General features: G+C 38.2%; 13 protein-coding genes. 5 read left to right on the top strand and 8 right to left on the bottom strand.

Annotated features, from left to right (window positions below; genetic code table 11):
• Position 1: 1 nt before the first annotated feature.
• The 7 genes from G466_RS0108125 to ccoS form a co-directional block, all read right to left on the bottom strand.
• Positions 2–703, bottom strand: a complete 702-nt coding sequence (locus G466_RS0108125; RefSeq protein WP_026813223.1) for a sulfite exporter TauE/SafE family protein — start codon at positions 701–703, stop codon at positions 2–4.
• A 37-nt stretch (positions 704–740) separates the two neighbouring features.
• Complete coding sequence (locus G466_RS0108130) at positions 741–1,187, bottom strand: FixH family protein (RefSeq protein WP_026813224.1); 447 nt, start codon at positions 1,185–1,187, stop codon at positions 741–743.
• A gap of 80 nt (positions 1,188–1,267) precedes the next feature.
• The gene (ccoG, locus tag G466_RS0108135) at positions 1,268–2,686 is read right to left on the bottom strand and encodes a cytochrome c oxidase accessory protein CcoG (RefSeq protein ID WP_026813225.1); all 1,419 of its coding nucleotides are present in this window, start codon (positions 2,684–2,686) and stop codon (positions 1,268–1,270) included.
• Between the two features lie 206 nt (positions 2,687–2,892).
• A complete protein-coding gene (locus G466_RS0108140) occupies positions 2,893–3,774 on the bottom strand; it encodes a cbb3-type cytochrome c oxidase N-terminal domain-containing protein (RefSeq protein ID WP_026813226.1) in 882 nt (293 codons plus the stop codon).
• Between the two features lie 101 nt (positions 3,775–3,875).
• Entirely contained in the window at positions 3,876–4,049 is a 174-nt protein-coding gene (locus G466_RS0108145; RefSeq protein WP_026813227.1) for a CcoQ/FixQ family Cbb3-type cytochrome c oxidase assembly chaperone, read from the bottom strand.
• 6 nt (positions 4,050–4,055) lie between these two features.
• Positions 4,056–6,254 carry a cytochrome-c oxidase, cbb3-type subunit I gene (gene ccoN, locus G466_RS0108150; protein WP_026813228.1) on the bottom strand — a complete coding sequence of 733 codons (2,199 nt, stop codon included), beginning with the start codon at positions 6,252–6,254 and terminating at the stop codon, positions 4,056–4,058.
• 2 nt (positions 6,255–6,256) lie between these two features.
• Positions 6,257–6,466, bottom strand: a complete 210-nt coding sequence (gene ccoS, locus G466_RS0108155) for a cbb3-type cytochrome oxidase assembly protein CcoS (protein WP_026813229.1) — start codon at positions 6,464–6,466, stop codon at positions 6,257–6,259.
• Between the two features lie 383 nt (positions 6,467–6,849).
• Here ccoS and G466_RS0108160 point away from each other — a divergent pair, with 383 nt between their 5' ends.
• The 5 genes from G466_RS0108160 to G466_RS0108180 all read left to right on the top strand — a co-directional run bounded on the left by G466_RS0108160 (position 6,850) and on the right by G466_RS0108180 (position 21,820).
• Entirely contained in the window at positions 6,850–9,498 is a 2,649-nt protein-coding gene (locus G466_RS0108160) for a DUF7133 domain-containing protein (protein ID WP_026813230.1), read from the top strand.
• 733 nt (positions 9,499–10,231) lie between these two features.
• Positions 10,232–13,441, top strand: a complete 3,210-nt coding sequence (locus G466_RS0108165) for a SusC/RagA family TonB-linked outer membrane protein (protein WP_084418772.1) — start codon at positions 10,232–10,234, stop codon at positions 13,439–13,441.
• Between the two features lie 22 nt (positions 13,442–13,463).
• Positions 13,464–14,960 (top strand): SusD/RagB family nutrient-binding outer membrane lipoprotein, encoded by a 1,497-nt coding sequence (locus tag G466_RS0108170; protein ID WP_051315571.1) that lies wholly within the window; start codon positions 13,464–13,466, stop codon positions 14,958–14,960.
• A gap of 97 nt (positions 14,961–15,057) precedes the next feature.
• Entirely contained in the window at positions 15,058–18,453 is a 3,396-nt protein-coding gene (locus G466_RS0108175) for a VCBS repeat-containing protein (RefSeq protein ID WP_229797187.1), read from the top strand.
• Positions 18,440–21,820 (top strand): VCBS repeat-containing protein, encoded by a 3,381-nt coding sequence (locus tag G466_RS0108180; protein ID WP_051315572.1) that lies wholly within the window; start codon positions 18,440–18,442, stop codon positions 21,818–21,820. Before G466_RS0108175 ends, G466_RS0108180 begins: the two co-directional genes overlap by 14 nt.
• A gap of 140 nt (positions 21,821–21,960) precedes the next feature.
• Here the strand turns inward: G466_RS0108180 and G466_RS0108185 are convergent, their stop codons facing one another.
• On the bottom strand, positions 21,961–25,986 hold the full coding sequence (locus tag G466_RS0108185) for a hybrid sensor histidine kinase/response regulator transcription factor (protein ID WP_026813235.1): 4,026 nt from the start codon (positions 25,984–25,986) through the stop codon (positions 21,961–21,963).
• Between the last annotated feature and the right edge of the window lie 494 nt (positions 25,987–26,480).

The raw sequence follows: 26,480 nt of genomic DNA on the forward strand, positions 1-26,480 counted from the left end.
ATTAATGGCATTCCATAACACTAGATACGGTCTCCGTAATGGGGGCAGGAGAAATATAGGGTATTCCCAGCCCCATTCCCCTCAGTATAAAAAGAAGTCCGATCAACACTACAAATACAGGTATCAATCGTTGTACGGATTGTTTGGCCTTGCCTTTTAGCATACTGCCAAAATATACGGCGGTGGTCATTAAGGGAATGGTTCCCAAACCAAATAACATCATAAAAAGAGCGCCCAACCAAGGATTTGCAGTGGCAATACTAGCAAATACCGCCATGTAAACCAGACCGCAGGGTAAAAAACCATTTAGGAAGCCAATGGTTAGGAAGGTATCTGGACTTTTCTTTTTTAGTTCCTTGCCCATTTGGCTTTTTAATTTGGATAAGAGTCCATAGATAGGTTTGGAGAAATTATATTTATTAAAGGTTTTGTAAGGAACAAGAACTATAACGATCATTACTACCCCTATGATAATAGAGAGCTTTTGCTGTAATCCAAAAACATATAGGCCTTTTCCTAAAAAGCCAAATACCAAGCCTATAATACCGTAAGCAGCTAACCTCCCGAAATGGTACAGAAATACTTGCAACAGTTTTTTTCCTGGTCTTTGGTGATCCACGGGTAGCATAAAGGCAATGGGTCCGCACATGCCTACGCAGTGAAAACTCCCCATTAATCCTAATAATACAGCAGTCGCCAGCATGGTTTATCTTTTTGGTAGTAGTTTGAAAATGATGTTTTTAATACGTTATTTTATCCTTGAACATATAAGCTTCGCCTTTGTACTCCCAGGAGACTTTAATGTTCCAACGACCTGCTGGCAGACGTTTTTCAGGTATAAGTAGATTGTTGTTGGATAACGTTATAGGCAGGTCGAAATCCAATTGTTTGTCAGATGGTCTGTATAGGGTAACTGTACCTGTTATGGTTGTTTGATCCAACTCTTTAGGGAACTCTAATCGCAGACCTTCCGAGGTACTTACCAGTTTTAAGTCCACATTGTTTTTGTGCGAATTTATTTCAGCATCCAATTCCTTTTGAAATCCCATCTCCGCCTGGTAGTAATCTTCCCGGACAAGATCATGATTGGTCCTATCGTCCATTAGCATACTTACTACAAAGAATAGGATAAAACTTATAAATCCTATAAATGCCAGTACTATTCCAGTTCCCCAATTAATTTTCATATTCTAATTTTTAGGTCTTGCTCCCAAATGGTTGGGAGATATTTGTTTATTTAGTTCTTAGATAATCACCTCCTGCTTATTTACCTGTAGCTTCTTGGAGCCATAAATCTTGCTGAGGTAGTCTCAATTTGTTCTTCTCCGCTAAATACCCCAATTTTCACCGTGTTTTTATCACCGTCTAATGCGGCATTATTTATTTCTATAAACAAGGTCCCTTCGGTTAGCTCTTGTGCAGGAACGGTAAAATTATCATTTCTAACGAGTGATATAGTTCCTTTATGTGACAATAACTTAAAGGTAACATCGGGTATGTCCCTAGTCGTTTTATTGACCACCTTAAAGGTGTATACGTTACTGATGATATTACCCTCCTTATGCTCATACAACTGTCCGGGTAATCGCAATATATTGGCCTCTAAGTCATTTCTTAAAAATAGCATCCCAATTAATATACCAGTAAGGATAATCAGTACTGCAGTGTAACCTTTAAGTCTGGGTGTAAACTTAAATTTGGCTTTTTTCTCAATATTATCTTCACTAGCGTATCGTATAAGGCCTTTAGGCAGGTCTACCTTCTCCATTATCTCGTCACAGGCATCAATACATGCAGTACAATTAATACACTCTAATTGAGTCCCGTTTCTGATGTCTATTCCGGTAGGACAAACGTTTACACATTGGAAACAATCTATACAATCACCGTGCCCAATTGCTGCTCGATCTTCTCCTTTTCTGAATTTTTTTCTTCCCTTCTCTGCTTCTCCACGTTTATGGTCATAGGCTACAACGATGGATTTATTGTCTAATAATACTCCTTGCATGCGGCCATATGGGCATGCAATTATGCAGACTTGTTCCCTAAACCATGCAAATACAAAATAAAATACGCCTGTAAAGATCAAGAGAGAGACCATGGTGCTAAGATGTTGCATTGGTCCATCTGCGATATATTTAATAAGTCTATCGCTACCTATAAGATAAGCGAGAAATACATTGGCTATTATAAAGGAGATTATAAAAAAGATGAACCATTTAAGAACTCGTTTTCTAATTTTCTCTGCGTTCCACTCTTGTTTGTCCAACCGTATCTGTGCTCCTCGGTCCCCATCAATCCAATATTCTATCCGTCTGAAAACCATCTCCATAAAAATAGTCTGAGGACATAGCCAGCCGCAGAAAATACGCCCAAAGGCAACGGTAAACAGGGCAATAAATACTACCCCTATGATCATTGAGATTACAAAAAGGTAAAAATCCTGTGGCCAGAAAGGAAATCCAAAAATATTGAACCTGCGCTCTAGTACATTGAACATTAAAAACTGGTTCCCATTTATTTTTAAAAATGGGGCAAGTAATAAAAATGTTAATAGAAAATAACTTACATATTTTCTGTATTTGTAGAAGCGGCCTTTGGGTTTTTTTGGAAATACCCATGCCCTTTTCCCCTCTTCATTTATTGTCCCTATGGAATCCCTGAAATTATTTTGCTCCTGTGCCATCTTTGTAATACTGTATTGTGCTAGTGGATATTATTGCAATCCGGTTTTAAATTCCACTCTTAGTACTTAACTGCACATCAAACTATAATAAGTGCTAGAGATTACCATGTTTAAATTTTAAACCAGTCTTAAACCTATCCATTTTCTAATATAGCTATGCAGATTATTTATATTTGCAATACTAAACTCAAGATCGGTAATGGTATTTAATTGTCCGCTTTCCAAATTTCCCCCTCTGGTTCTTTCGGATTGGCCGGAGTTGTACCGGTCAATTCGGTAAGGATGTAACTAGATACTTGGGCCATTTCAAGTGGTTTAAGCATTTGCTTCCAAGCTACCATTCCTTTACCAGCGCGACCTCCTTCGGAAACGGTATGGAAAACATCTTTAATGTCCCCACCTAGGATCCAATATTCATCCGTTAAGTTTGGGCCAATACCCCCACCGCCATCTGGCATATGACAAGCAACGCAATTGGCAGTGTAGATTGCTTCTCCCGCTTTTATATCCGCAGCATCGGTTAGTAATTCTACTGTATTGACATCTACCAATCCCTTGGCCGTTTTCTTATACTCCTCTATTTCCACTTGAGCCTCTGCAACGGCTCTTTCATACTCCATATCCTGAGTGTCCCCACCAAACACATGGTATCGGGCCATGTAGACTATGGCGAAAACAATGGACGCATAAAATAGGTAAACCCACCATGGCGGAAGATTGTTGTCCAATTCTTGGATGCCATCGTAGTTGTGGTCCAAGATAATTTCGTGTTCCTCTTCAATAGTTTTTTCCCCAATCATCTTCTCTCTAAGTCGCGCTATCCAATTGGTCCCTCTTTTGGAGGTTTTGGTTTCCAAATAGCGCTCCTTGGCCTCAGGAGATAAGGTTTGGAACATAACATTTTCTATGGTCCTTAAAATAAGCTCAATTCCAATTAATAAAAATAGGACTACCCCCATAAATACGAATAGGATGGGATGTTCCAAAACGGCCGGTAAGCCATCCGTTTCTACGAAGTATTCCATTAATCCGAAGATTAGAAAGAAAACTAGCGGAATTCTAATCCGCCAAAGTGTGGTATTTTTCATCTTTACTGTTTTAAGTGGTTTGCTTAGGCTGCAATTGTTATTATTTATTCTGGTAGGGAATACATAGACTAGTAGAGCCTATATATTCCCTTTGTATTTCTCTATTGATCATCTTCTAGCGGCAATTCACTAACTTCTTTAATGTGTTCTTTGGATGCTGTAAGTACCCACCAAAATAGGGCGGCAAAAAAGACAAAGAATATCAGTAGGGAAATAATGGGGTAGGTAGCTATCCCATCGATAGTTTCCATATAACCTTTTACGAATTTTAGCATGATTGTTTAGTTTTGAGAAATCTCCTCGTTCGTATCCTTAATTTTTATATCGGTTCCCAGGCGCTGTAGGTAGGCGATCATAGCTACAATCTCCCGATCTTTCATTTCTATAAAATTCTCTCCATTTTCTTCAGCATATTTTTTATCTGCTTCATAGCTCGCTGCAAAATCGGGATCGGTATATAGGTTTTTCTCTATTTGGGCTGCCTGTTGGTCCATAAGTTCAAAGGCATTAGCAACTTCTTCTTCGGAGTAGGGTACGCCCAAGGTGATCATAGCTTCCATTTTTTTCTGAATATTACTCCTGTCGTGTTCGTCCCTAATTAACCATGCATATGCAGGCATAATAGATCCGGAGGAGGTTGTTTGTGGATCATACATATGGTTAAAGTGCCAGCTGTCGGAATATTTACCTCCCACTCGTAATAAGTCTGGCCCAGTACGTTTACTACCCCATAAGAATGGGTGGTCGTAAACAAATTCCCCAGCTTTGGAATATTCCCCATAACGCTCCACTTCACTTCGGAAAGGCCTTACCATTTGGGAGTGACAGCTTACACAACCTTCCCTAATATATAGGTCCCTTCCTTCCAATTCTAATGGGGTGTACGGTTTTACACTAGAGATGGTAGGAATATTGGATTTTACTAATATGGTAGGTACAATCTGTACAATGCCACCAATTAATATCGCTATGGTAGCCAAGATGGTTAACTGAATAGGCTTACGCTCCAACCATGTGTGGAAAGTCTCGCCTGCAGTTCTTTTCTTGGAAACTCGGGTTAGGGCCGGGGCCTCTGCAAGCTCGTCTTCTACTTCGCTCCCTGATTTTACGGTTACCACTAAGTTGTAGATCATTACAAGGGCTCCAGCTATGTACATACTACCACCAATAGCACGCATCCAATACATTGGGATGATTTGGGTTACCGTTTCCAAGAAGTTTCCATATACCAAGGTGCCATCGGGGTTAAATTCTTTCCACATTAAAGCTTGTGTAAAGCCAGCGACATACATTGGTAAGGCATATAATATAATGCCCAAGGTGCCAATCCAAAAGTGAAAGTTGGCCAAGGGTACGGAATGCAACCTAGTTTTAAACATTCTAGGAACTAACCAATAAATCATTCCAAAGGCCAAAAATCCGTTCCATGCCAAAGCTCCTACGTGAACGTGAGCAATAATCCAATCGCTAAAGTGAGCAATAGCATTAACGTTCTTTAAGGATAACATGGGGCCCTCAAATGTAGCCATCCCGTATCCGGTAATAGCGACCACCATAAATTTTAAAACAGGATCTGTCCTTACTTTATCCCATGCCCCCCTTAGGGTTAAAAGACCGTTGATCATACCACCCCAAGATGGTGCTAGCAACATTATAGAGAAGGCTACCCCTAAATTTTGTGCCCAATCTGGTAAGGAGGAATATAAAAGGTGGTGAGGTCCTGCCCAGATATAAATAAATATCAACGACCAAAAGTGAACAATAGATAACCTATACGAATAGACTGGCCTGTTTGCGGCCTTTGGGACAAAATAATACATTAAACCTAAGAAAGGTGTGGTTAGGAAGAATGCCACAGCATTATGTCCATACCACCACTGTACTAAGGCATCTTGCACCCCAGCGTAGACAGAATAACTCTTAAAAGCACTTACAGGAATAGATAAGCTATTAAATATATGTAGTACAGCAACAGTTACAAAGGTGGCGAGATAGAACCAGATGGCAACATATAAGTGACGCTGCCTTCTTTTTAGCATGGTCCCGATGAGGTTCCAACCAAAGGCGACCCAGACAATTGTAATGGCAATATCTATAGGCCACTCTAGTTCTGCATATTCTTTAGTGGAGGTATAACCCAATGGCAAGGTAATAGCGGCTGCTACTATAATTGCCTGCCAACCCCAAAAGTTTAATTTACTTAATGCATCGCTATACATTCTAGCCTTTAACAGGCGCTGTGTGGAATAATATACCCCCGCAAAAATGGCATTGCCCACAAACGCAAAAATAACGGCGTTGGTATGTAAGGGGCGTAATCGCCCAAAACTTAACCACGGTATACCATCGGTAATGTTTGGGAAAAGAAACATAAGAGCGAGCAGAAGCCCGACAGACATTCCTACTATTCCCCAAAACAGCGTAGCATAAATGAATTTTTTTACGATTTTATTATCGTAATAGAACTGCTGTACTTCCATAATTACAATATTTGACTTTCACTTATTTGGTTAGATTTTTCTTTTGGCTTTTTCTCTGAAGGGTGCTTTACCAATTCATCCTCAAATAGCATACGTATAGATGGGGTATACGAATCGTCATATTGTCCCCTTCTAACAGAAACTATAAAAGCGATAAAAAAAACAAGGGCCACTAAAATACTTAGGGCTAACAATAGATAAATCACGCTCATTCCTAGTCGATTTTCGCCGTAAAACTAAACAGGCTGTTTTTTTAATAATATGACATTTCTCAGTTTTTAAGAATTTATAAAAATTAACATTTTTTTATAAAATAGGTGTCAGATTAAAAGAAGGAATAATCGCCTGTAATTGAATTGTTTAATTGTTGAAGACCGTGAGTTTTATTTGATGGAGGTACCTTAAAAATTATATATTAATCGTCACATTTAATAAGAATTATGTTAGAGACCTTATTTTAACACTATATACTTCATTAAATGAAAGATTTTATGCGAAAGATTTTTAGTTTTGCGACTTTCATATTAAAAATCCCCTAATCAGTAGGGTTTAATATGTAGTAAGTGATAAAATAATTAGGTTAATAGCGTAAACTATGTTTCAGAAAATTGGTATTTTTTTATTGTTGGGGCTGCTTGTTGTCAGTTGTGGGGAAGATAAGGTTCCATGTGCCCCAAGTGGTGAGGTCATTGATTATCCCATGGCAGATTCTTTGGCACAGGCTTTTAATTGGCCAAAGGATTTAAAAATAACCGGATTTGCCGGTCCTGACCTTACGCCAAGTCCAGCTTGTATGGCGGTGGCAGCTACAGGAGAAGTCTTTGTAGGTGTAGATATGATGGGTTCCCTTGGTAAGGATATGGGGAAAGGATTTATTAAAAGGTTGGTAGATTGTAATAACGATGGAGTAATGGACTCCTATACCAAATTTGCTGAAGTAGATAACCCAAGGGGAATATTACCTATAGGAAACCAATTATTTGTTCTGCATACGACGTTTACCGAAGAAACGGGAAAAGCCGATAATATGGACTTGATCGTTTTTGAGGATTTAGATAATGACGGCGTTGCAGATGGTCCTGCAAAAGTATTGATCAAAAACTTGAGTAATTCCAAATATCTCCAAGAAAGAGGTACGGATCATGCTACCAACGGAATTCAAATGGGAATTGATGGGTGGATCTATATCGCAGTGGGCGATTTTGGATTCCATAACGCTACCGATCGTGATGGTACACAGCTTACTATGTTAGGTGGTGGCGTACTGCGCGTGAGACCCGATGGTACTGAAATGGAAGTGTATACCCATGGATTGAGAAATATTTATGATGTTGCAATCGATCCCTTTATGAACATTTTTACTAGAGGAAATACCAACGATGGTGGGGGATGGAACATCAGATTCTCACATCAAATGCAAACGGGAGAGTATGGGTATCCTATGCTCTTTAAGCATTTTACTGAAGAAATTATTCCAGGATTGGTAGACGTAGGTGGTGGATCTGGAACAGGAGCATTGTTTATGAACGATGATCGCTGGCCAGAAAAATACAACAACGTACCTATGATGGCAGACTGGGGACGTAGCGAATTGTATATCCATAGGGTTACCGAGGATAAAGCTAGTTTTACACAAAATGAAGAAAAGTTTATAAAACTGCCACAGATCACGGATCTAGATGTAGATGCCGCTGGTGTAATGTACCTATCCGCTTGGGATGGGGCAGGATATTCCGGTAGTCCAGATAAAGGTTATATTGTAAGGGTAACACCGGAAAATTTAGAGTATAGAGCTTTTCCACAGGTAGAAAATATCTATTGGACCAATAATGTAGTGAACTTGTTAAAGTCTGGAAACGCTAAATCTAGACTAAGTGCTCAATACGAATTGATCAAAAGAGGTAAAGGTGCAAGTGGAGTTTTAAAATTAGCTAAGGATAGCTCATTACCTTTAGAGGTGCGTTCTGCAGCCATTTTTACTTACGCTCAATTAACCGGAGCATCTGGTATAAATGATTTAGTATCCTTAACTAAAGATTCAGCAGTTCAGGAATTTGCACTAAGAGCACTGGCAGACCGCAAGGGGATTGTGGAGAATGTGCCATCAGAACCCTTTATAGAAGCATTGAAATCTGATTCAGACCGAGTGAAGGCCGCTGCTATTGTAGGTCTAGGGAGATTGGGAAGAAAAGATCTTGCTAAGCATTTATTAGAAGTTCCAGTTCCTAGTTCTTTTAAAGCTCCAACTTTAGGAAGTGAAGGACCACACGCTACGCCTAATTCAGATATCCTACTTCCGCATTTAGCTGTAAAAGCCCTTGTTGCATTAAATGCAGAAGATGCTGTGGTAGAAGCGTTAAATACTAAAAATAAGGACTTGGCGCTATGGGCTACTCGTTATATGCATTCGCCAAAGGTGGTAGACGGATTAATTAAGGCTTATGGGGAAACCAATGATGAGGTAGTTAAAGAGAAGATAAGTAATTCTTTGGCGCGACTTTATCATCAGGAAGCGCCTTACGATACTTCATGGTGGTGGAGTACAAGACCTGATACTCACGGACCTTACTATAAAACTGTAGATTGGGAATACACTTCAGTAATTGGCGACTTCCTAACTAAGGAATGGGAAAATACGCCAGAAGATAAAAAGGATTTGTATGCCGAACTTAATAGTAAGTACAGATTGGGAATAGAAGAATTTGGAATTTTGGAGAAAAGAGAGCCAAAAGAAGATATGCCTATAGTGGACTTCGATAAGATCAAAAACAAAAAAGGACAAGTAGGTGAGGCGTCTATAGAAGACATTATGATTGCACTTAAGCAGATTAAAGGTGATCCAGAAAGTGGTAAGAAAATTTATGCAAGTCAAGGTTGCTTTGCGTGCCACAGTATTAGTGCCGATGAGGTGATGAAAGGACCTTTTATGGGGCAGATTGGTTCTATTATGAACAGAGAGCAAATTGCAGAGTCTATATTAAAGCCAAATGCCTCCATTTCTCAAGGATTCTCTACAGTTAAGATAGAGACCAAAGGTGGTGATATCCATGTAGGATTCGTAACCAAAGAATCGGCTTCCGACCTAACTATACGTAATATTGCTGGGATGGCTACAGAACTTAAGGTTGCAGATATTGCCGAAAGGGAAGAATTGCCAACCTCAATGATGCCTGCCGGATTGGTGAACTCACTGAGTTATGAGGAATTTGCCTCCTTAATCGCATTCTTGGAGCAGCAGAAGTAATAAAGCGTTTTGCCAAAACGTATATTGGCTAAATAATAAAAGGAAGCAATCTTTAGGGGGTTGCTTCCTTTTTTTTGTTGGGTGGTTGTTGGAAGATATAGCTGGTGATTGTTTTGGGCGTTCTCCTATCGGGTCGCTCTTTCCGCTGTAGTTAGTATTAAGTACAAAGTATTGAATAGTGAGACATGGCCTGTAAATAATTGACTGGTATTTTAACTGCTGGCTTTTATTAGGTACTTATAATATATCGCGATATAGTTTTAAAACTATACATCTATTGGTTACAACCAATTTATTATCAAAATAAACCGTTCTTTAGGTTTGGATAAAGGAGTTGATATACATACGGGTATTGTTAAGGTATTTGTTGTTTTAAAGATTGAAACAACACCGTTTAAACAAAAAAATTACATCTAATTTTAACCACTTTGAACCACTAAATTTTAAGTGGTTAAGTAGTGTGCATTGGAGGCTATCGTAATACAGTACTACTTCCATAGGATTCCGAATCTGTGTCAAACCCCATTGAAACTGTGTTAGGGCCTCGAAATTATGTTATACTTTTTTGATTCTGTTCTAACAGGAGTGCTTTGCTAATAGGTAATATTGCTTATGATCATTTCATGTTCCGTTCTTTCCAAGAATTATGGCAATAAAAGGGTATACTAGAGCGTCAACTATTCTTAAGGAGCGTAATAAGATTTCACTAAAAATCAATTAAAACCAACCACGTATGCGAAAACTTAGAAAGTTTAGGCTTTTTTTATTTAAAAGGCCTAAAAATCAACAACTGCCAACGTGCTTTGCACTTTTCTTATTTGTGCTGTCTGCAAGTATGATGCAAGCGAACGTTATTAATGAGCCTAAGACAGATAAAAGTCTAATGGCGGGCATTATTCAGGATAATATTGTTACAGGTACTATTCTGGATGAAAACAATGTGCCAATGCCGGGTGCCACCGTTTTGGTAGAAGGTACATTAATTGGTACAACATCCGATTTTGATGGTAACTACAGCATTGCTGTACCAGAAAATGCCACAAAACTAACTATATCTTTTATAGGTTATCAGACCCAAACGATTGCTATTGCAGGAAGAACAGAAATCGATGTTATTTTAAAAGAATCTGCGAATACTTTAGATGAGGTAGTAGTTACGGCCTTAGGTATTGAGAGATCAAAAAGATCCTTGGCATATTCAGTTTCAAAAGTTGGAGGGGACGAGTTTACCGAGGCAAGGGAAACAAACATAGCGAATAGTTTGGCTGGTAAAGTAGCGGGGGTCAATGTTTCCAGAACGGCATCTGGACCTGCAGGAACATCACGAGTTTTAATTCGTGGAAACTCCTCCTTAACTGGAAACAACCAACCATTGTATGTTATAGACGGTATTCCTATCGATAACACAAACAGGGGTTCTGCTGGTGAATGGGGCGGACAAGATGGTGGGGATGGTATTGGAAATATCAACCCAGACGATATAGAATCCATGTCCGTTTTAAAAGGGAATTCGGCTGCAGCCCTTTATGGGTCTCAGGCTTCCAATGGGGTTATTCTTATAACCACCAAAAGAGGAAAAACCAATCAAGGACTACAGGTAGAAGTGAATTCTAACTTCGTAATGGAAAGTGCAATTAATCATTTAGATCTTCAAAAAGAATATGGATCTGGGCTTAAGGGCCAGAAACCTACTACACAATCAGAAGCTTGGGATGCAGGGGAGTTTTCATGGGGGGCTAAATTAGACGGGTCTAGCGTAGTACAATTTGATGGGGTAAGTAGACCCTATTCTTATGCTGGTGATAATTTCGATAGATTTTATAGAACCGGAAGTACAGCCACAAATACGGTTGCGTTAAGTGGAGGTTCTGCAGATATAGGGTATAGATTTTCTGCTTCCAATATGGAAAACGAGAGTATTCTTCCTAATTCAGGAATGAAAAGACAGACCTATAGTGCTAATCTGCATGGTAAGGCTTTAAATGATAAACTTTCTTTTCAATCGAGTGCACAGTATATTTTACAGGATGTGAAAAACAGGTCTCAATTGGCCGATTCCCCTGGTAATGCTCACTACACAGTTTGGCAGCTTCCAGTTACCGTAAATGTGCTAGATTTAAAGGGAGACCCTAATAGATTAGGAGCAAATCCTGAAGATGCAACTAATCTATATGGGGCTACAATGGGACAAAAAGGTTATGAATTATTACCCCAAAGCTCTATTTGGAATCAGAATCCTTATTGGGCAACATATCAGCAAACTGATAAGGATTCCAAGAATCGTCTGATAGCAAGTGCTTCCTTACAATATGAATTAAATGATTGGGCTTATATAAAAGGTAGAGCTGGTATTGATCAATCTGATCGAATAACCGAAAGTGTTAACCCTACCGGAACAGGACATAATGTAGATGGTGGTATGAGCCAGGGTCAATATAAATACCAACAGTCCAACTTTGATATCATGATAGGTTCCCGTCACGAATTTGACAATGGAATTGGCTATGACTTCTTGGCTGGGGCTAATAAAATGAGACTGCAGGAAGATGGAACCTCTGCATCTGGAAATAATTTTGCATTGCCATTTTTCTATTCTATCGCAAATGGTATTAATAATGGAGGGGGTAGTTCTTATTCAAAACTAGGCTCTCATTCAGTTTATGGGCAAGCAGAGATTTCATATGATAATTGGTTGTTTTTAACAGGATCTGCAAGAAATGACTGGTTCTCTGTATTGGATGGTAGAGATGTTTTTTATCCTTCAGTGGGATTAAGTGCAGTGTTATCGGATGTGTTAACCTTGCCAGAGGCAATCGACTTTTTAAAGGTTAGGACCTCTTGGGCACAGGTTGGTAGTGTAGGTGACATTGGAGCGTATTCCTTAAATCAGAATTATAGTCTAGGTAGAGCGCAACTTGGAGTTCCTCGTGGCTCTATAAGCGGTGGCTCAGTAAGAAATGCTAATCTTAATCCATTATTGGTAACGGAATTAGAACTAGGATTTAACATGCAGTTTTTGAAAAATAGATTAGGAATAGACTTCTCTTACTATGATAAGAAAACTGAAGATGATATATTAAATGCAGGTATTTCTTATACCTCTGGATATTGGTCTACCGTGGTGAATGTTGGTGAACTTACCAATAAAGGAGTAGAATTGTTGCTAACAGGTACTCCAGTTATGACTCAAGATTTTAAATGGGATGTTTCATTTAATATGAGTTATAATGTGAGTAAAGTGGTTAGTCTGGTAGATCCGGAGAATGATGAAGAGCGTTTTAATATTGGACTAAGTAGAGCCAGGCACGCTTGGGTAACCCATATAGAAGGAAAGCCTTTTGGACAAATAACGGGAACCACTTACCTTAGAGATGCAAATGGAGAAATAGACCTAGATGATAACGGATTGCCACAAGTAGATGTAGATGCAGGTACGGTGGCTTTTGGTACTGGCGTTCATCCTTTTAATGCAGGATTGCAGAATAATTTTAGATACAAGGATTTCACATTAGGCTTTTTATTGGATATGAAGGATGGAGCTGTAGGACACAGTGGAACCATGGCACAATTTTACCGAAGAGGTATTCATAAGAACACCTTGGTAGGTCGTGAAAATGGAATTGGGGTGATACCTGCAAGCGGCATTAGAGATTATTATGAGAAAATATATAATGACATTGCAGAGGAGTTTATTTATGATGCTAGTTTTATAAAATTAAGGGAAATAACGCTTGGCTATCATATACCATCAAAAATATTGGCAAAGACTTTCATTAGTAAGGCCAACGTATCCCTAGTAGGAAGAAACCTTTGGTTGATTCACTCTAACGTTGATAATATTGATCCAGAGTCTAGTTATACTTCAGGCAACGCTCAGGGATTAGATTTCTTTGCTATGCCACAGTCTAGTTCATTTGGAGTTAACGTGAACCTTACTTTTTAGTAATTAATTAAAAAATAGTATTATGAAAATAAATAAAATCAACATAAAGATTGCTTGTTTTTTTGTTGCAATTTCGGCTATCTCCTTCATATCTTGTGCAGACGATCTAGCAGAATTGAATGAGAATCCAAATGCAATTGCAGACTTGCCTCTTGGGCTTCAGCTCACTGATATACAATTAAAAGCAGCTGGTGCACAATATGAAATGCGTAGAGTAGGTCTAGGATGGGCATCCTCCTCCGTTCAACAGTTGGCCGACGTTAATATTGCGACCAATCTTTTGCCAGGGGATAAGTACATAGATTTCATCGATTATAGCTATGCAGTATTTGATGAATATTGGGTAAATGAAGCCAAAGATGTAATTGACTTTGTGACACGTAGTGCTGAAGATCCTACAGCAGTGAATTACAACGCTATCGGACGCATTATGAAGGTCATCTCTTTCCATAAGGTAACCGATCTTTATGGGGATATTCCCTACTCCGAAGCTGGCCAAGGATATTTAACCAATACTTGGTTCCCGGCATACGACCGCCAGCAAGATATATATGCAAGTATGTTAAATGAATTGGAAACTGCTGCAATGCAATTGACTGCATCTGCTGAAAGCCCAGGTAGTCAGGATGTTATTTATAATGGCGATCTTACAAAATGGAAAAAATTGTCGTACTCCCTAATGCTAAGATTAGGACTTAGAATGTCTAAGGCAGATCCTTCTTCTTCTGAAACTTGGGTGAAGAAAGCCATCGCAGGTGGTGTTATGACCCAATTAGATGACTTGGCAAAAATTGAACATGAAGAAGGTGGGGTTGAAAGTCCAATTGGTTATTCATTTGTGGTAGATAAGTTCATGAGATTAAGTGATACTTTCGTCGGCTGGATGCAAGAAAATGACGACCCTAGATTAGAACTTTTATCTTGGGTAGAGTCAGGTGCCCCTCATCAGGGACTGCCTAATGGATTAGACCCTTCCACGCTCATAACGGATGGGCCTGCTGGAGGAGACCTTTTAGACTACTCACAGGTTAACCAAGACTTGGTGCAACGCGATTCACCATCAATGTATATTACCTATGCTGAAGTGGAATTAATGTTGGCAGAGGCTGCCTTAAGAGGATGGTATACTGGAGATGCGGAAGTACACTACAATAAAGGTGTACATGCTGCCATGGCAAACTGGAGTTTTTATGGTGTAGATGCACCTACGACGGCAGAAGTTGATGCATATTTAGCTGCGAATCCTTTTGATGAAGCCAACGGGATGGAAATGATTGGTGAGCAATATTGGGCGGCTACTTTTTTAAATCCTCTGGAAGCATATTCAAATTGGAGGCGAGTAGAATATCCTGTGTTAACACCAGTAAATTATCCAGGAAATGCTACAGGAGGAACTATTGCAAGAAGAATGAAATATCCTTTGGTAGAATTTACGATTAATGCAGAAAATGTAAATGCAGCAATAGCCAATCAAGGGCCAAACACCTATACTACCCGAGTATGGTGGGATAAACAATAGTATCTATACTCTTATCACATTACTATGTTTATTTTAAATTAATTTAATAAAGGAGGGGAAACCCTCCTTTGTTGTATTTTTATTTATTAGGTTTATTATGATGAAGACTAATGAATCAACCACCCATTCTTGGTTATATATACTAACCATACTGCTATTTCTAACCCAACAATCTAATGCTCAGGAAGAGAAGTTGTTTACGCTTTTAGATGCTTCTTATACGGGTATAACTTTTCAAAATACCATAAAGGATACCAAGGAAAGTAATATTCTTATTTACTCTAATTTTTACGGGGGTGCAGGAGTCGGAATAGGTGATTTTAATAAGGATGGATTTCAAGATATTTATTTTGCAGGAAACTTGGTGAGTGATCGGTTATACCAAAATAATGGGGCTATGCAATTTGAGGATATTACCCAAGCTGCAGGTATTGAAGATAATGGCGGCTGGTCTTCTGGTGTTATCGTTGGAGATATTAATAATGATGGTTGGCCCGATATTTATGTGACCCGGGAACTGTATGATGGCAACCCCGAGATTAGAAGGAACAAACTATTTATAAATACCACTAAAGAGAACCCCGATCGTAAAATAAGCTTTAAAGAATCTGCTGCCGAGTATGGTCTGGATAACAGTGAAAGAACAAGACATGCTACTTTCTTAGATTATAATAAAGATGGCCTGTTAGATATATTTCTTCTAAATCACCCTCCCAATCCTGGAAACTATTCTGAAATGTACGATGTAGATCGTAATCAAGAAAGATTTGCTCCTAGACTGTATAGAAATAATGGGAACAAAAGTTTTACCGATGTTACCATAGAAGCAGGAATCTTAAAGCTGGGCAATGCCAATAGTGTTTCCATTTTGGACGCTAATAATGATGGTTGGCCAGATATTTACATTGCTCATGATTTTGGTCCTCCAGATGTCCTTTTTATAAATAATGCCGATGGAACCTTTACCAATACCATAGATGCCTCTTTAAAGCATATTTCCTATTTTAGTATGGGAGTCGATGCTGCGGATATTAATAACGATGGGCTCCTAGATCTTATGGTGGTTGATATGGTAGCTGAGGATAATTTTCGCATAAAATCCAATATGAGCGGAATGAACCCAGATTCCTTTTGGAATATAGTAAACAATGGAGGACATTACCAATATATGTATAACACCTTGCAGTTAAATCAGGGAGTATTTTCTGGGGTACCCCAATTTAGTGATATAGCACAAATGGCCGGCGTGTCCAGTACCGATTGGAGCTGGTCTAATGTAATAGCCGATTTTGACAACGATGGATTAAAAGATATTTATGTAACTAATGGCCTTTTACGCGATATAAGGAATACGGATTCAGATAAGGCAGTGGGCAATTATATTACCAAGACCGCTAATGACTTTGTTAAAAACAATCCCAATGCAGGAGATGTTTCCATTTGGGATATTCTTGATCTCGATGAAGCCCTAGATCACATCCCATCCGTTAGATTGTCTAATTATGCCTTTAAAAATAAGGACGGAATGATTTTCGATAAAATGTCTGAAGAGTGGGGCTTATCACAGAAATCGTTCTCCGCTGGTTGTGCCTACGTAGATTTAGATAATGATGGAGATTTGGATCTAGTAGTGAATAACGTAAACGATCTGGCATTTATTTATCGTAATAATAGTGAGAAAAATAAAGGTCAAAATTACCTAAGGATCAATTTAACAGATACAGAAAAAAATACTCCAATTTTAGGAGCAAGAGTGGAATCGGTTCAAGGGAATTTAAAACAGCTGTATGAATTTACCAGTGTACGGGGAATGTATTCTACTAGTGAACAAATTGCCCATTTCGGATTCTCCGAAAATAAAACTATTGATACCTTAAAGGTAACTTGGCCCAATAGGCAAGTTAGTTTCTATACCGATGTGGTGCCAAATCAGTTTCTTACTATTGATATAGGCGATGCTAATCAGCTAATCCCTGATCCTCCCACTAAGAAGGATTTATTGTTTAGTTCAATTGAGGGTATTGAGTTTAAACATATAGAGAATAAATTTAATGAATTTGACCTCCAGGTACTGTTGCCGCATAAACAGTCCCAGTATGGTCCTGCTTTAACGGTCGGCGATGTGAATGGAGATGGTCTGGAGGATGTGTTTATTGGGGGTGCTGCTGGTTTTGAACCTGTTTTATTCTTGCAAAATCAGGTAGGGGAATTTGTAAAAACAGATAGTAAGACTTGGAAGGATGCTGCTAGATATGAGGATTTGGATGCCATGTTTTTTGATATGGACAATGATGGGGATTTAGACCTTTATGTAGTGAGCGGTGGAAATGAATGGGAACCCAACTCCCATTATTACCAAGACAGACTATACATTAATGATGGAAAGGGGAGTTTTGAACTTACTAAAAATAAACTACCCTATTTTACAGAAAGCGGATCAGTGGTGCGTGCCTTTGATTATGATAATGACGGATATTTAGACCTATTTGTGGGTGGACGACATATGCCTTGGGACTACCCCTCTCCAGTAAGTAGCAGGATATTGCAAAACAAAAAAGGGTCCTTTAAAGATGTAACTCGCAATGTGGCCAAAGACTTATTGGATATAGGTATGGTTACCGATGCAGTGTGGATGGATTTTGATGGAGATGGTAATACAGATCTTGTTCTTACCGGTGAATGGATGCCTATTACTTTTATTAAAAATACGGGGGATAAATTTATAAATGTAACGGGCTCCCTAGGAATGCAAGATACCGTGGGATGGTGGTATAGTTTGGAAGCAGCAGATATGGATAATGATGGGGATATAGATCTTGTTGCCGGTAATTTGGGACTAAACTATAAATACAAAGCTAGCGAGGAAACCCCTTTTGAGGTACATTACAGTGATTTTGATGAAAATGGTTCTAAAGATATTGTACTTAGTTATTACAATTTTGGGGAGCAGTTCCCGCTCCGGGGTAGGTCTTGTTCCGCAGAACAAATACCTATGATTGCGAAGCGGTTCCAGAGCTATGATGTTTTTGCGTCTGCCAATTTAACAGAGGTATACGGGGAGGATAATTTGCAGACAGCATTGCACTATTCTGCGAAAACATTTGGCAGTGCCTATTTTGAAAATAAAGGGAATGGAAAGTTTAGTATGAAAGTGCTACCCAAGGAAGCGCAGATTTCTAATGTGGATGCTATTCTTCTGGAAGATTTTGATGGGGATGGTAATAAGGATATTCTAATGGCGGGTAATATGTATCCCGTAGAAATAGAAACTACAAGAAACGATGCTGGTGTGGGTATCTTTCTAAAAGGGGATGGCAAAGGTGAGTTTACTCCGTTATTACCTACCGAAAGTGGCATGTTTCTAACGGGCGACGTTCAGAAACTAAAGCGGATAAACACATCTGGTAATAAAATGATAATAAGTGCTGTTAATAATGGCGAAATGGAATGGGTTAAAATAAATGGAAAATCAACCGCGCATGAGGAACAATAGAAAGTGGATATACATTGCCTTTGGATTCGCTCTTTTCTCCTTTGGAATTCATTTTGTTTATGCCCAATCCCCTCATAAGAAGGAAGGAGCAGAAAAACTATTTTCATTACTACCCAGTTCTAGAACTGGTATAGATTTTAATAATACGGTTACAGATACCCACGAGGCCAATGCTCTTATTTATGAATTGTTTTATAATGGTGCTGGTGTAGCAATAGAGGATATTAATAATGATGGCTTGCCGGATATTTATTTTGCCGGCAATCAAGCAGCGGATAGGTTGTATTTAAATCTTGGTAATATGCAGTTTAAGGACATTACCAAATCAGCCGGAATATTAGATAGAGGTGGATGGTCTATGGGGGTAAATATGGTTGATGTAAATGGGGATGGCTATAAGGACATTTATGTAAGCAAGAACTTGTTTGATGATAATCCAGAACTGAGAATAAATGAACTATACATTAATAACGGTGACTTAACGTTCACAGAATCGGCACGGGAATATAATTTAAACGATCCTTTTAGAGCGATTCATGCTAATTTCTTTGATTTTGATAAAGATGGGGATTTCGACCTATTTCTGATAAATCAGCCGCCAAACCCTTCCTTATTATCTCCGCTTAAAGGTAGGAACTGGCTTAGTCCTGAGCTAACCTATAGGTTCTTAGAGAATACGGGAGCAGGTTTTAAGGATATTACAGCAGCAGTAGGGCTAGAGAATGTGGGTTACGGCCTCAGTGCTGTGGTGGGCGACTTTAATAATGATCAATGGCCAGATCTCTATGTAGCCAATGACTATGAAGGGCCAGATTTCTTCTATATAAACAATGGAGACGGAACCTTTACCAATAAGGCCAACGAATACTTAAAGCACATTTCATTTTTTAGTATGGGTGCAGATGTTGGGGATATTAATAATGATGGGTTGTTAGACCTAGCTGTGGTTGATATGGTAGCAGAGGACAACTATAGGCTTAAAGCAAATATGGGGGGGATGAATCCCCAAGAGTTCTGGAACATTGTAAATCTTGGTGGGCATTATCAATATATGTTCAATACCCTGCAGTTGAATAATGGTGCCGATGCAGATGGAAATCTACGTTTTAGTGAAATTGGTCAATTGGCGGGGATGTCTAATACAGATTGGAGTTGGTCTGCACTATTTGCTGATTTTGATAATAATGGTTTTAAAGATTTATTTGTTACTAACGGCATTAAAAAAGATATTAGGAATACAGATGCCCTTAAAAATATTGATGCTTATTTGGCTAGGGTTGCAGCTAAGCACCAAATTGAGCATGTTTCAGCTAACTTAGCCCAGCTTAGAGAGTTGGTATCGTTGGATAGTATTTTGGCTTTTTTTCCCTCAGAAAAAATTCCCAACTATGCATTTAAAAACATGGGTGGATTAAATTTTGCAAAAGTCGCCAATGAGTGGGGAATAGACCAACCTTCATTTTCTTCTGGCGCCGCTTATGGGGATCTGGATAACGATGGGGATTTGGATCTAGTGGTGAACAATGTGGATGATTTAGCCTTTATCTATGAAAACAATTCCAATAAATTATCGAAAAACAATTACCTCAATATAAAATTTACAGACGGAAATAAGCACAAAAGCTTCTTTGGTACTAGAGCCAGTATCTATTATGATGGAGGCATTCAGATAGGGGAGTTAACAAGTGCTAGAGGGTTTTATTCCAGCAGTGAAAGCCTTGTTCATTTTGGATTGGGAACTGCTAAGAAAATAGATAGTTTGGTGATTTCTTGGTATGATGGAGCAAGTTCAGTAATACATAAAATTAAACCAAATCAAACCCTTATCCTCGATCGGGAAAAATTAAAAATAACACCAGTAAATAAGACAAAAATTACTAAAAATCATTTTTTTAAAGAGGTTTCCAAGGAAGTCGGTATAGATTTCGTGCATCAGGAAAATAACTATAATGATTTTGAAGTAGAGGTCTTATTGCCACATAAAATGTCTGCCTTTGGTCCCGGACTCGCAGTAGGTGATGTGAATGGAGACGGTTTGGAGGATTTTTTTGTCGGCGGGGCAGTAGGGCATAGCGGAAGTATCTTCCTTCAAAATAAGAATGGAACATTTACCAAAACAGGGTCGGAGACCTTTGCTGGTTATCCTTTTCATGAAGATATGGGAGCCCAATTTATAGATGTAGATATGGATGGGGATATGGATTTGTATGTAGTGAGCGGTGGTAATGAATACGATAAGGGAATTGACCTATATCAGGACCGATTATATATTAATGATGGCAACGGAATTTTTTCCTTATTAAAATCTGCTTTACCTAAATTAACTGCTAGTGGCGCTAGAGTAATTATGGCCGATTATGACAATGATGGCGATATGGATCTATTTGTTGGTGGCAGACAAGTGCCTGGTCATTATCCGGAGCCAACTGAAAGTTACCTATTAAAAAATACTTGGAAGGAAACTGGACAACTTAAGTTTGAGAAAGTTGTAATTAATGACCTAATTGACTTGGGTATGGTAACGGATGCTTCTTGGACAGATTATGACCATGATGGGGATCTAGATCTTATAGTGGTCGGGGAGTGGATGCCAATAACATTAATTGAAAATAAAGAAGGGATTTTTAAGAAAGTTGCCTTACCAACCTCTCTTCAAAATACTACGGGATGGTGGTTCAGTGTTCAAGCTGCTGATTTAGATGGAGATGGGGATGATGATTATGTTATGGGAAATCTGGGGCTCAATTATAAATATAAAGCCAATCCAGATGAACCGTTCACTGTTAATTACGGCGATTTTGATCAAAATGGAAAAAATGATATTGTTTTTGGGTACTATAATTACGGGGAGCACTATCCATTAAGAGGTAGATCTTGCTCTTCCCAACAAATCCCTGGATTAAAGAAAATATTTCCTAATTACGATACCTTTGCCTCCGCGTCGCTTAGCGAAGTTTATGGAGAAGAACAATTGAGTAAATCTCTTGAGTATAAGGCTCATATGTTCCAAAGTATTGTGCTAGAGAACTTGGGAAAAGGAAATTTTAGAATTCATGAATTACCTATAAAGGCGCAGGTATCCAGTATTAATGATATTATAATTGCCGATGTAGATAGCGATGGGAATTTAGATCTTATCCTGGCAGGGAATATGTATGGTTCGGAGGTTGAAACCCCGCGTAACGATGCGGGGATCGGACTACTTTTAAAAGGAGATGGAAAATGTGGTTTTACGACCATTCCAATGCTAGAAAGCGGTTTAAGTCTGCCCTATGATGTTAAAGAAATGAAGTCCATAAAACTGGGAACAGCTAGAGGAATTGTTGTTGGTATTAACAATGGGCCATTGAAAATTATAAAATATTAAATGCTCTTATTATTAACATGAGAAGCAGATTCGCCACTTGGATAATTCTGCTTCCTCTATTTGTATATCCTCGTACAACGGATTTAATGCTGAACTCTTAGAAAGTATAAGTTAAATTGGTGTCTAGCATTAATTTTCTCTTAATTTAAATCCTTTTTTGCCATAGTTGGAGCTGTGGTTGGACAGTAATCTCTAGGGAGTACTCCAAATTCCGCTTTAAAGCAACGTGTAAAATAGGATGGATTGTTAAACCCAACTTTAAACAAGACTTCGCTAACGGTATAATCTCCACTGGCAAGTAATCGTGCGGCTTTTTTTAATCGCACTAAACGTATGAAATGGTTAATGGACAGTCCGGTGAGTGCCTTTATTTTTCTATAAAGTTGATCTTGACTCATATCCATATTCTCTATAAGGCTTTGCACCGAGAATTCCGAATCTGAAATATTAGACTCTATTAGCCCAATGATTTTTTCAATAAACCGTTCGTCTACAGATTGTGGCTGGGCCTCCCCTAATAGCGTGTCCGATTCTAGCATTTTCTTTCTTATACTCTCCTTTTTCTCTATTATTTTCTTAACTCGTGTTAGTAATAGCTTACTGTTAAAAGGTTTCTCTATATAGGCATCGGCACCTTTCTCAAAACCTTCAATTTTAGAATTCATAGATGTTTTAGCGGTCAACAATATTACGGGAATGTGAGAGGTATTTACATTGGATTTAATCTGTGAACACACTTCTGTTCCCGTAATACCTTTCATCATTATATCGGTAATAACCAGGTCTGGCATTTTGTTTTGGATAATAGATAGCCCTTCTTTGCCATTGTCTGCAGTATATACCTTATATTCGTCCTCCAAAATTTCTTTTAAATATTCTCTAATATCCTCACTGTCGTCAATTATTAATACAGAATAGTCTTTAGAATTTACGGATGAGGTATCATTTTTAGGGGAGTTTTCTGTGCTAAATTCTGGATTGGTTTGGATAATATGATGCGGATAATTAGAGCATTCTCGAATTATAGGGAAGTGAACAATAAATTCCGTCCCTTCATTTTCTACGCTGTGCACCTCAATCTTTCCGTTGTGTATTTCTGTGTATTTTTTAACTAGGGTTGTGCCAATTCCGTTCCCTTGTAAGTCTTCACTATTCCTGGATCTATAGAACTGGGAAAAGATAGACTCCAAATCGTCTTTAGGTATACCAATGCCTGTGTCCAACACACTAATGGAAATATAGTCGTCATCATTATATACGTGTACCGATACCTCTCCATATTTTGGTGTAAACTTTATGGCATTAGAGATTAAATTAATCAGGATAGATTCCAGTTTAATAGAATCTGCCACCAGTATCAATTTTTCTTCCGGACAGCATACTTCAAAATCTAATTTATTGGTTTCGGCTAATTCTTGAAATTGGGAACATGTATTTTCTACAAATGCATTTAGATCAATTTGCTCTAACTCCAAATCCATCATGTTGCTCTCTGCCTGTCTAAAATTTAAGATCTGATTTACAAGATTTAATAACATCTGCCCATTTTTGTGCATTCGCAATAGTTTTTTATGAAACTTCTGATTTATCTCACTGCTAGAAAGCATCTCTTCTAGAGGACCCATAATGAGGGTTAATGGGGTGCGTAGATCATGTGATACATTAGTGAAGATGGAAAGCTTCTGTTGGTAGAGCTCGTGAATTCCCTCTTGTTTTATTTTTTCGATTTTCAATGCCTGATTTATTCTAATCCGTGCTTTTACCTCTTTTAAAATAATATAGAGAATAAGTAGTAGTAATAAAGCGTAGGCCAAATATGCTAGTGGTGAAGTCCACCAAGGCTTTAATTTGATGATGGTTAGTTTTCGGGATTGTGGATTCCAACCCAGATGTTCATGTCCTACTCGAACCTCTAACTCATAGTTACCCGAAGGCACATTGGTGTAATTGGCGGTGTTGGATATACCCGTAGATTCTCTCCACTCCATCTCAAATTTGTTAAGTCGATGTTGTAATCGTACTTTCTTCTTTCCAGTATAAGTTAGGGCGTTTAGGTCGATGGAAAAAGACTGACTATCATGGGGTAATATAATAGTGTCTAAGTAATTTAGATTTTGGGGCAAAATTACCTTGCCATTAAATTCTTTTTGAGGGGTTATGGTCTGATTTAAGACATTCAGTTCCGATAGCATTAGGGTTGGGAAAGGAGGAAGACGTAAAGGTTCGGCGGGTTTTATTTTGAGCAATCCATCATCTGTACCGGTCAAAATTGTATTATCCAAAGGATTGTACAATACATTAAAACAAGAATATTGAGAAAGGGTATAAGTAGCCGTTACCACCTCTGGATCTAGTTTAAATATCCCTTTTCTGGTGCCAACCCATAGGTTGTTAGAGGCATCCTCCGCTATTCCTGTAACCACACAACCATCAATTAAAGGGTGCCGCTTTGGAACTCCGTTAGGTTTTACTATTCCGATGCCATTTCTACATAAAACCCATAAATCTCCGTTATTATGTAGGAATAGATTCTCTACATAAATCTTATCACTATTGGTAGCAAAAGTTTCATATTGTTTTATGTTCCCGATGTTGCCGTTCTCATCAAGTTTTAATGAAAAAAGTCCGTTTTTGAATGATCCTGCCCATAATAGGTTGTTTAAATTATCGCTTTTCAAGCTTTTTATATCGGTAGAGGATGTAGCAGTTTCATTGGGCAATTTTATTTTTTGTAGCTGGGTTTTGTCTTTTTGGAGTTGAAAAAGTCCGTTGTCTAAGCTACCTATCCATAAATTACCTGCTGGACCGCGGGTAATGCTGGAAATACGATCCTGGTTTAATAGGCTTAAGTCATATATGTTGGGTACAAGTTTATGTGTTTCAGGGTCGAACATTTTAATTCCATTGCCCCAAGTTCCAATAAGCAATAGTTTGCTGATGGGATCATAATAAAGGGAGGAGATAGATCGTATAGCTTCATTATTAACTATCGATTTAAAGTTTTTTTGGCCTGTGGTGTGCTCTCCCAGTCCATTGCCATGTGTGCCAATAAAAACTCTGCCGTCGGGTAATAGGGCTGTTGCCCAAATTATATTAGAGAAGAGATTCTTCTCATTTTCCTCATCATAGATAACCGAATAGTTTTTTTCGCTTAAATCAATAACATTCATTCCTCCAAACCAAGTGCCAATCCAAAGATTATTATTGCTGTCTATAAAGGTAGTAAGTACATAATCGGAGTTTAAATTGTTGCGTTTGTTCTGTTCATATTGGAAATGCTCCAGCTCTTTGCCATCTATGGACAAATTATAAATACCTTGTCCTTCCGTACCTACCCAAATGGTATTTTTGTAAGGAGTAAGGGAGCGTATCTCAGTCTGGTCTAATTTCCAAGTATTGGTAAGGGAGTATACTGTTTTGTTTTCTTTCAAGGAGAAATTTTGCACTTTATAAAGTCCTTTGTCCGTTCCTAAAAACAAGATGTCTTTGTCAATAGCTAAGCTTGTTATCCTAGAAGCTCCCTCTACCTCAATAGGATCATCTATAATGTAATTGTGGTTTGATTTTCGGATTCTAAATATCTTTGAGTCTTCTATGCCAATTAACATGGTGTTTCCCACTTCTAGAATAGTATGAATTGCTCCCGACAAAGTGGTAAGAACTTCTGCATCCGTCAACTCATAATCAGAAGTATTTGAATCGATATCCGTAAGGGGAAAAGAAAATAACGTTCCATTCTCACTACCTACCCATACTATATCATTGCTATCTAGAAATAAGGAGTTAATACCAATTAAGGATTCAAAATCCACTTTCTTGACAACTAAGGGGACTATCTTATTTTTCAGTTTATCCAATAAAAAAAGTCCCATATCTCGGGTGCCGATCAATATCAGTCCTTTTTTTAAAAATAAAGTTTGTGAGATCTTATTGCTAAAGCCGTCGGTATTGTGCAAATTAAATAGGGTAAACTGGCTCCCATCAAAAACATTTAAACCTTCTCCAGTGGAAATATAGATAAGCCCTTCATCATCTTCACTTATATGATCTACGTTATTAAAAGCTAAACCATCTTTTGTATTGTAATTAACAATCTGTGAAGACGCCTTATTCCCTAAAAAGAATACGACCAATACAATGGGTAAAATAAAATTTCCAAAGCTCATAAATAGATGTTGCTGTCTTTGGTGAAAATAACGATTTGATAGGAATATTAAGAAACCTTTTCCGAAAATATGCCAAACAACACCGAATTTGTTGTATTTCGTGAAATTGTGCCATAGATATTAGAATCTGTTATAACAACTAATATAGTTTACAATGTATTATTGAAAAGTTAAGATTAGTTGATAATATTCTGTAAGAAGAAGCGTGCATGGCTATATGCTCTTTTTTTTTTGTGAATGTTATAGTTTCTTTAGAAAGTTAGTTTTTTTTGAGTTGTTTAATTTGAGTTCAAAGGGTGATTTTTATCGCCCTTTGATTATTGTAGTGAGTCCTAAATTGTCGATGGTTGTAAAATTTAATGTGGGGAAATAGTTTTTTAAGTAAAAGAAGAACCAAGGGTTAGTGTTGGTAGTGTAATAAATTAATTGAAATCTAGAGTTAATTTTAATGAAGATAAATAGTAGGATTCGGATTGTCCCAGTAGTGATATTGT

This window comes from Arenibacter certesii DSM 19833, from assembly GCF_000429545.1.
In the GTDB taxonomy this organism is placed as follows: Bacteria; Bacteroidota; Bacteroidia; order Flavobacteriales; family Flavobacteriaceae; genus Arenibacter; species Arenibacter certesii.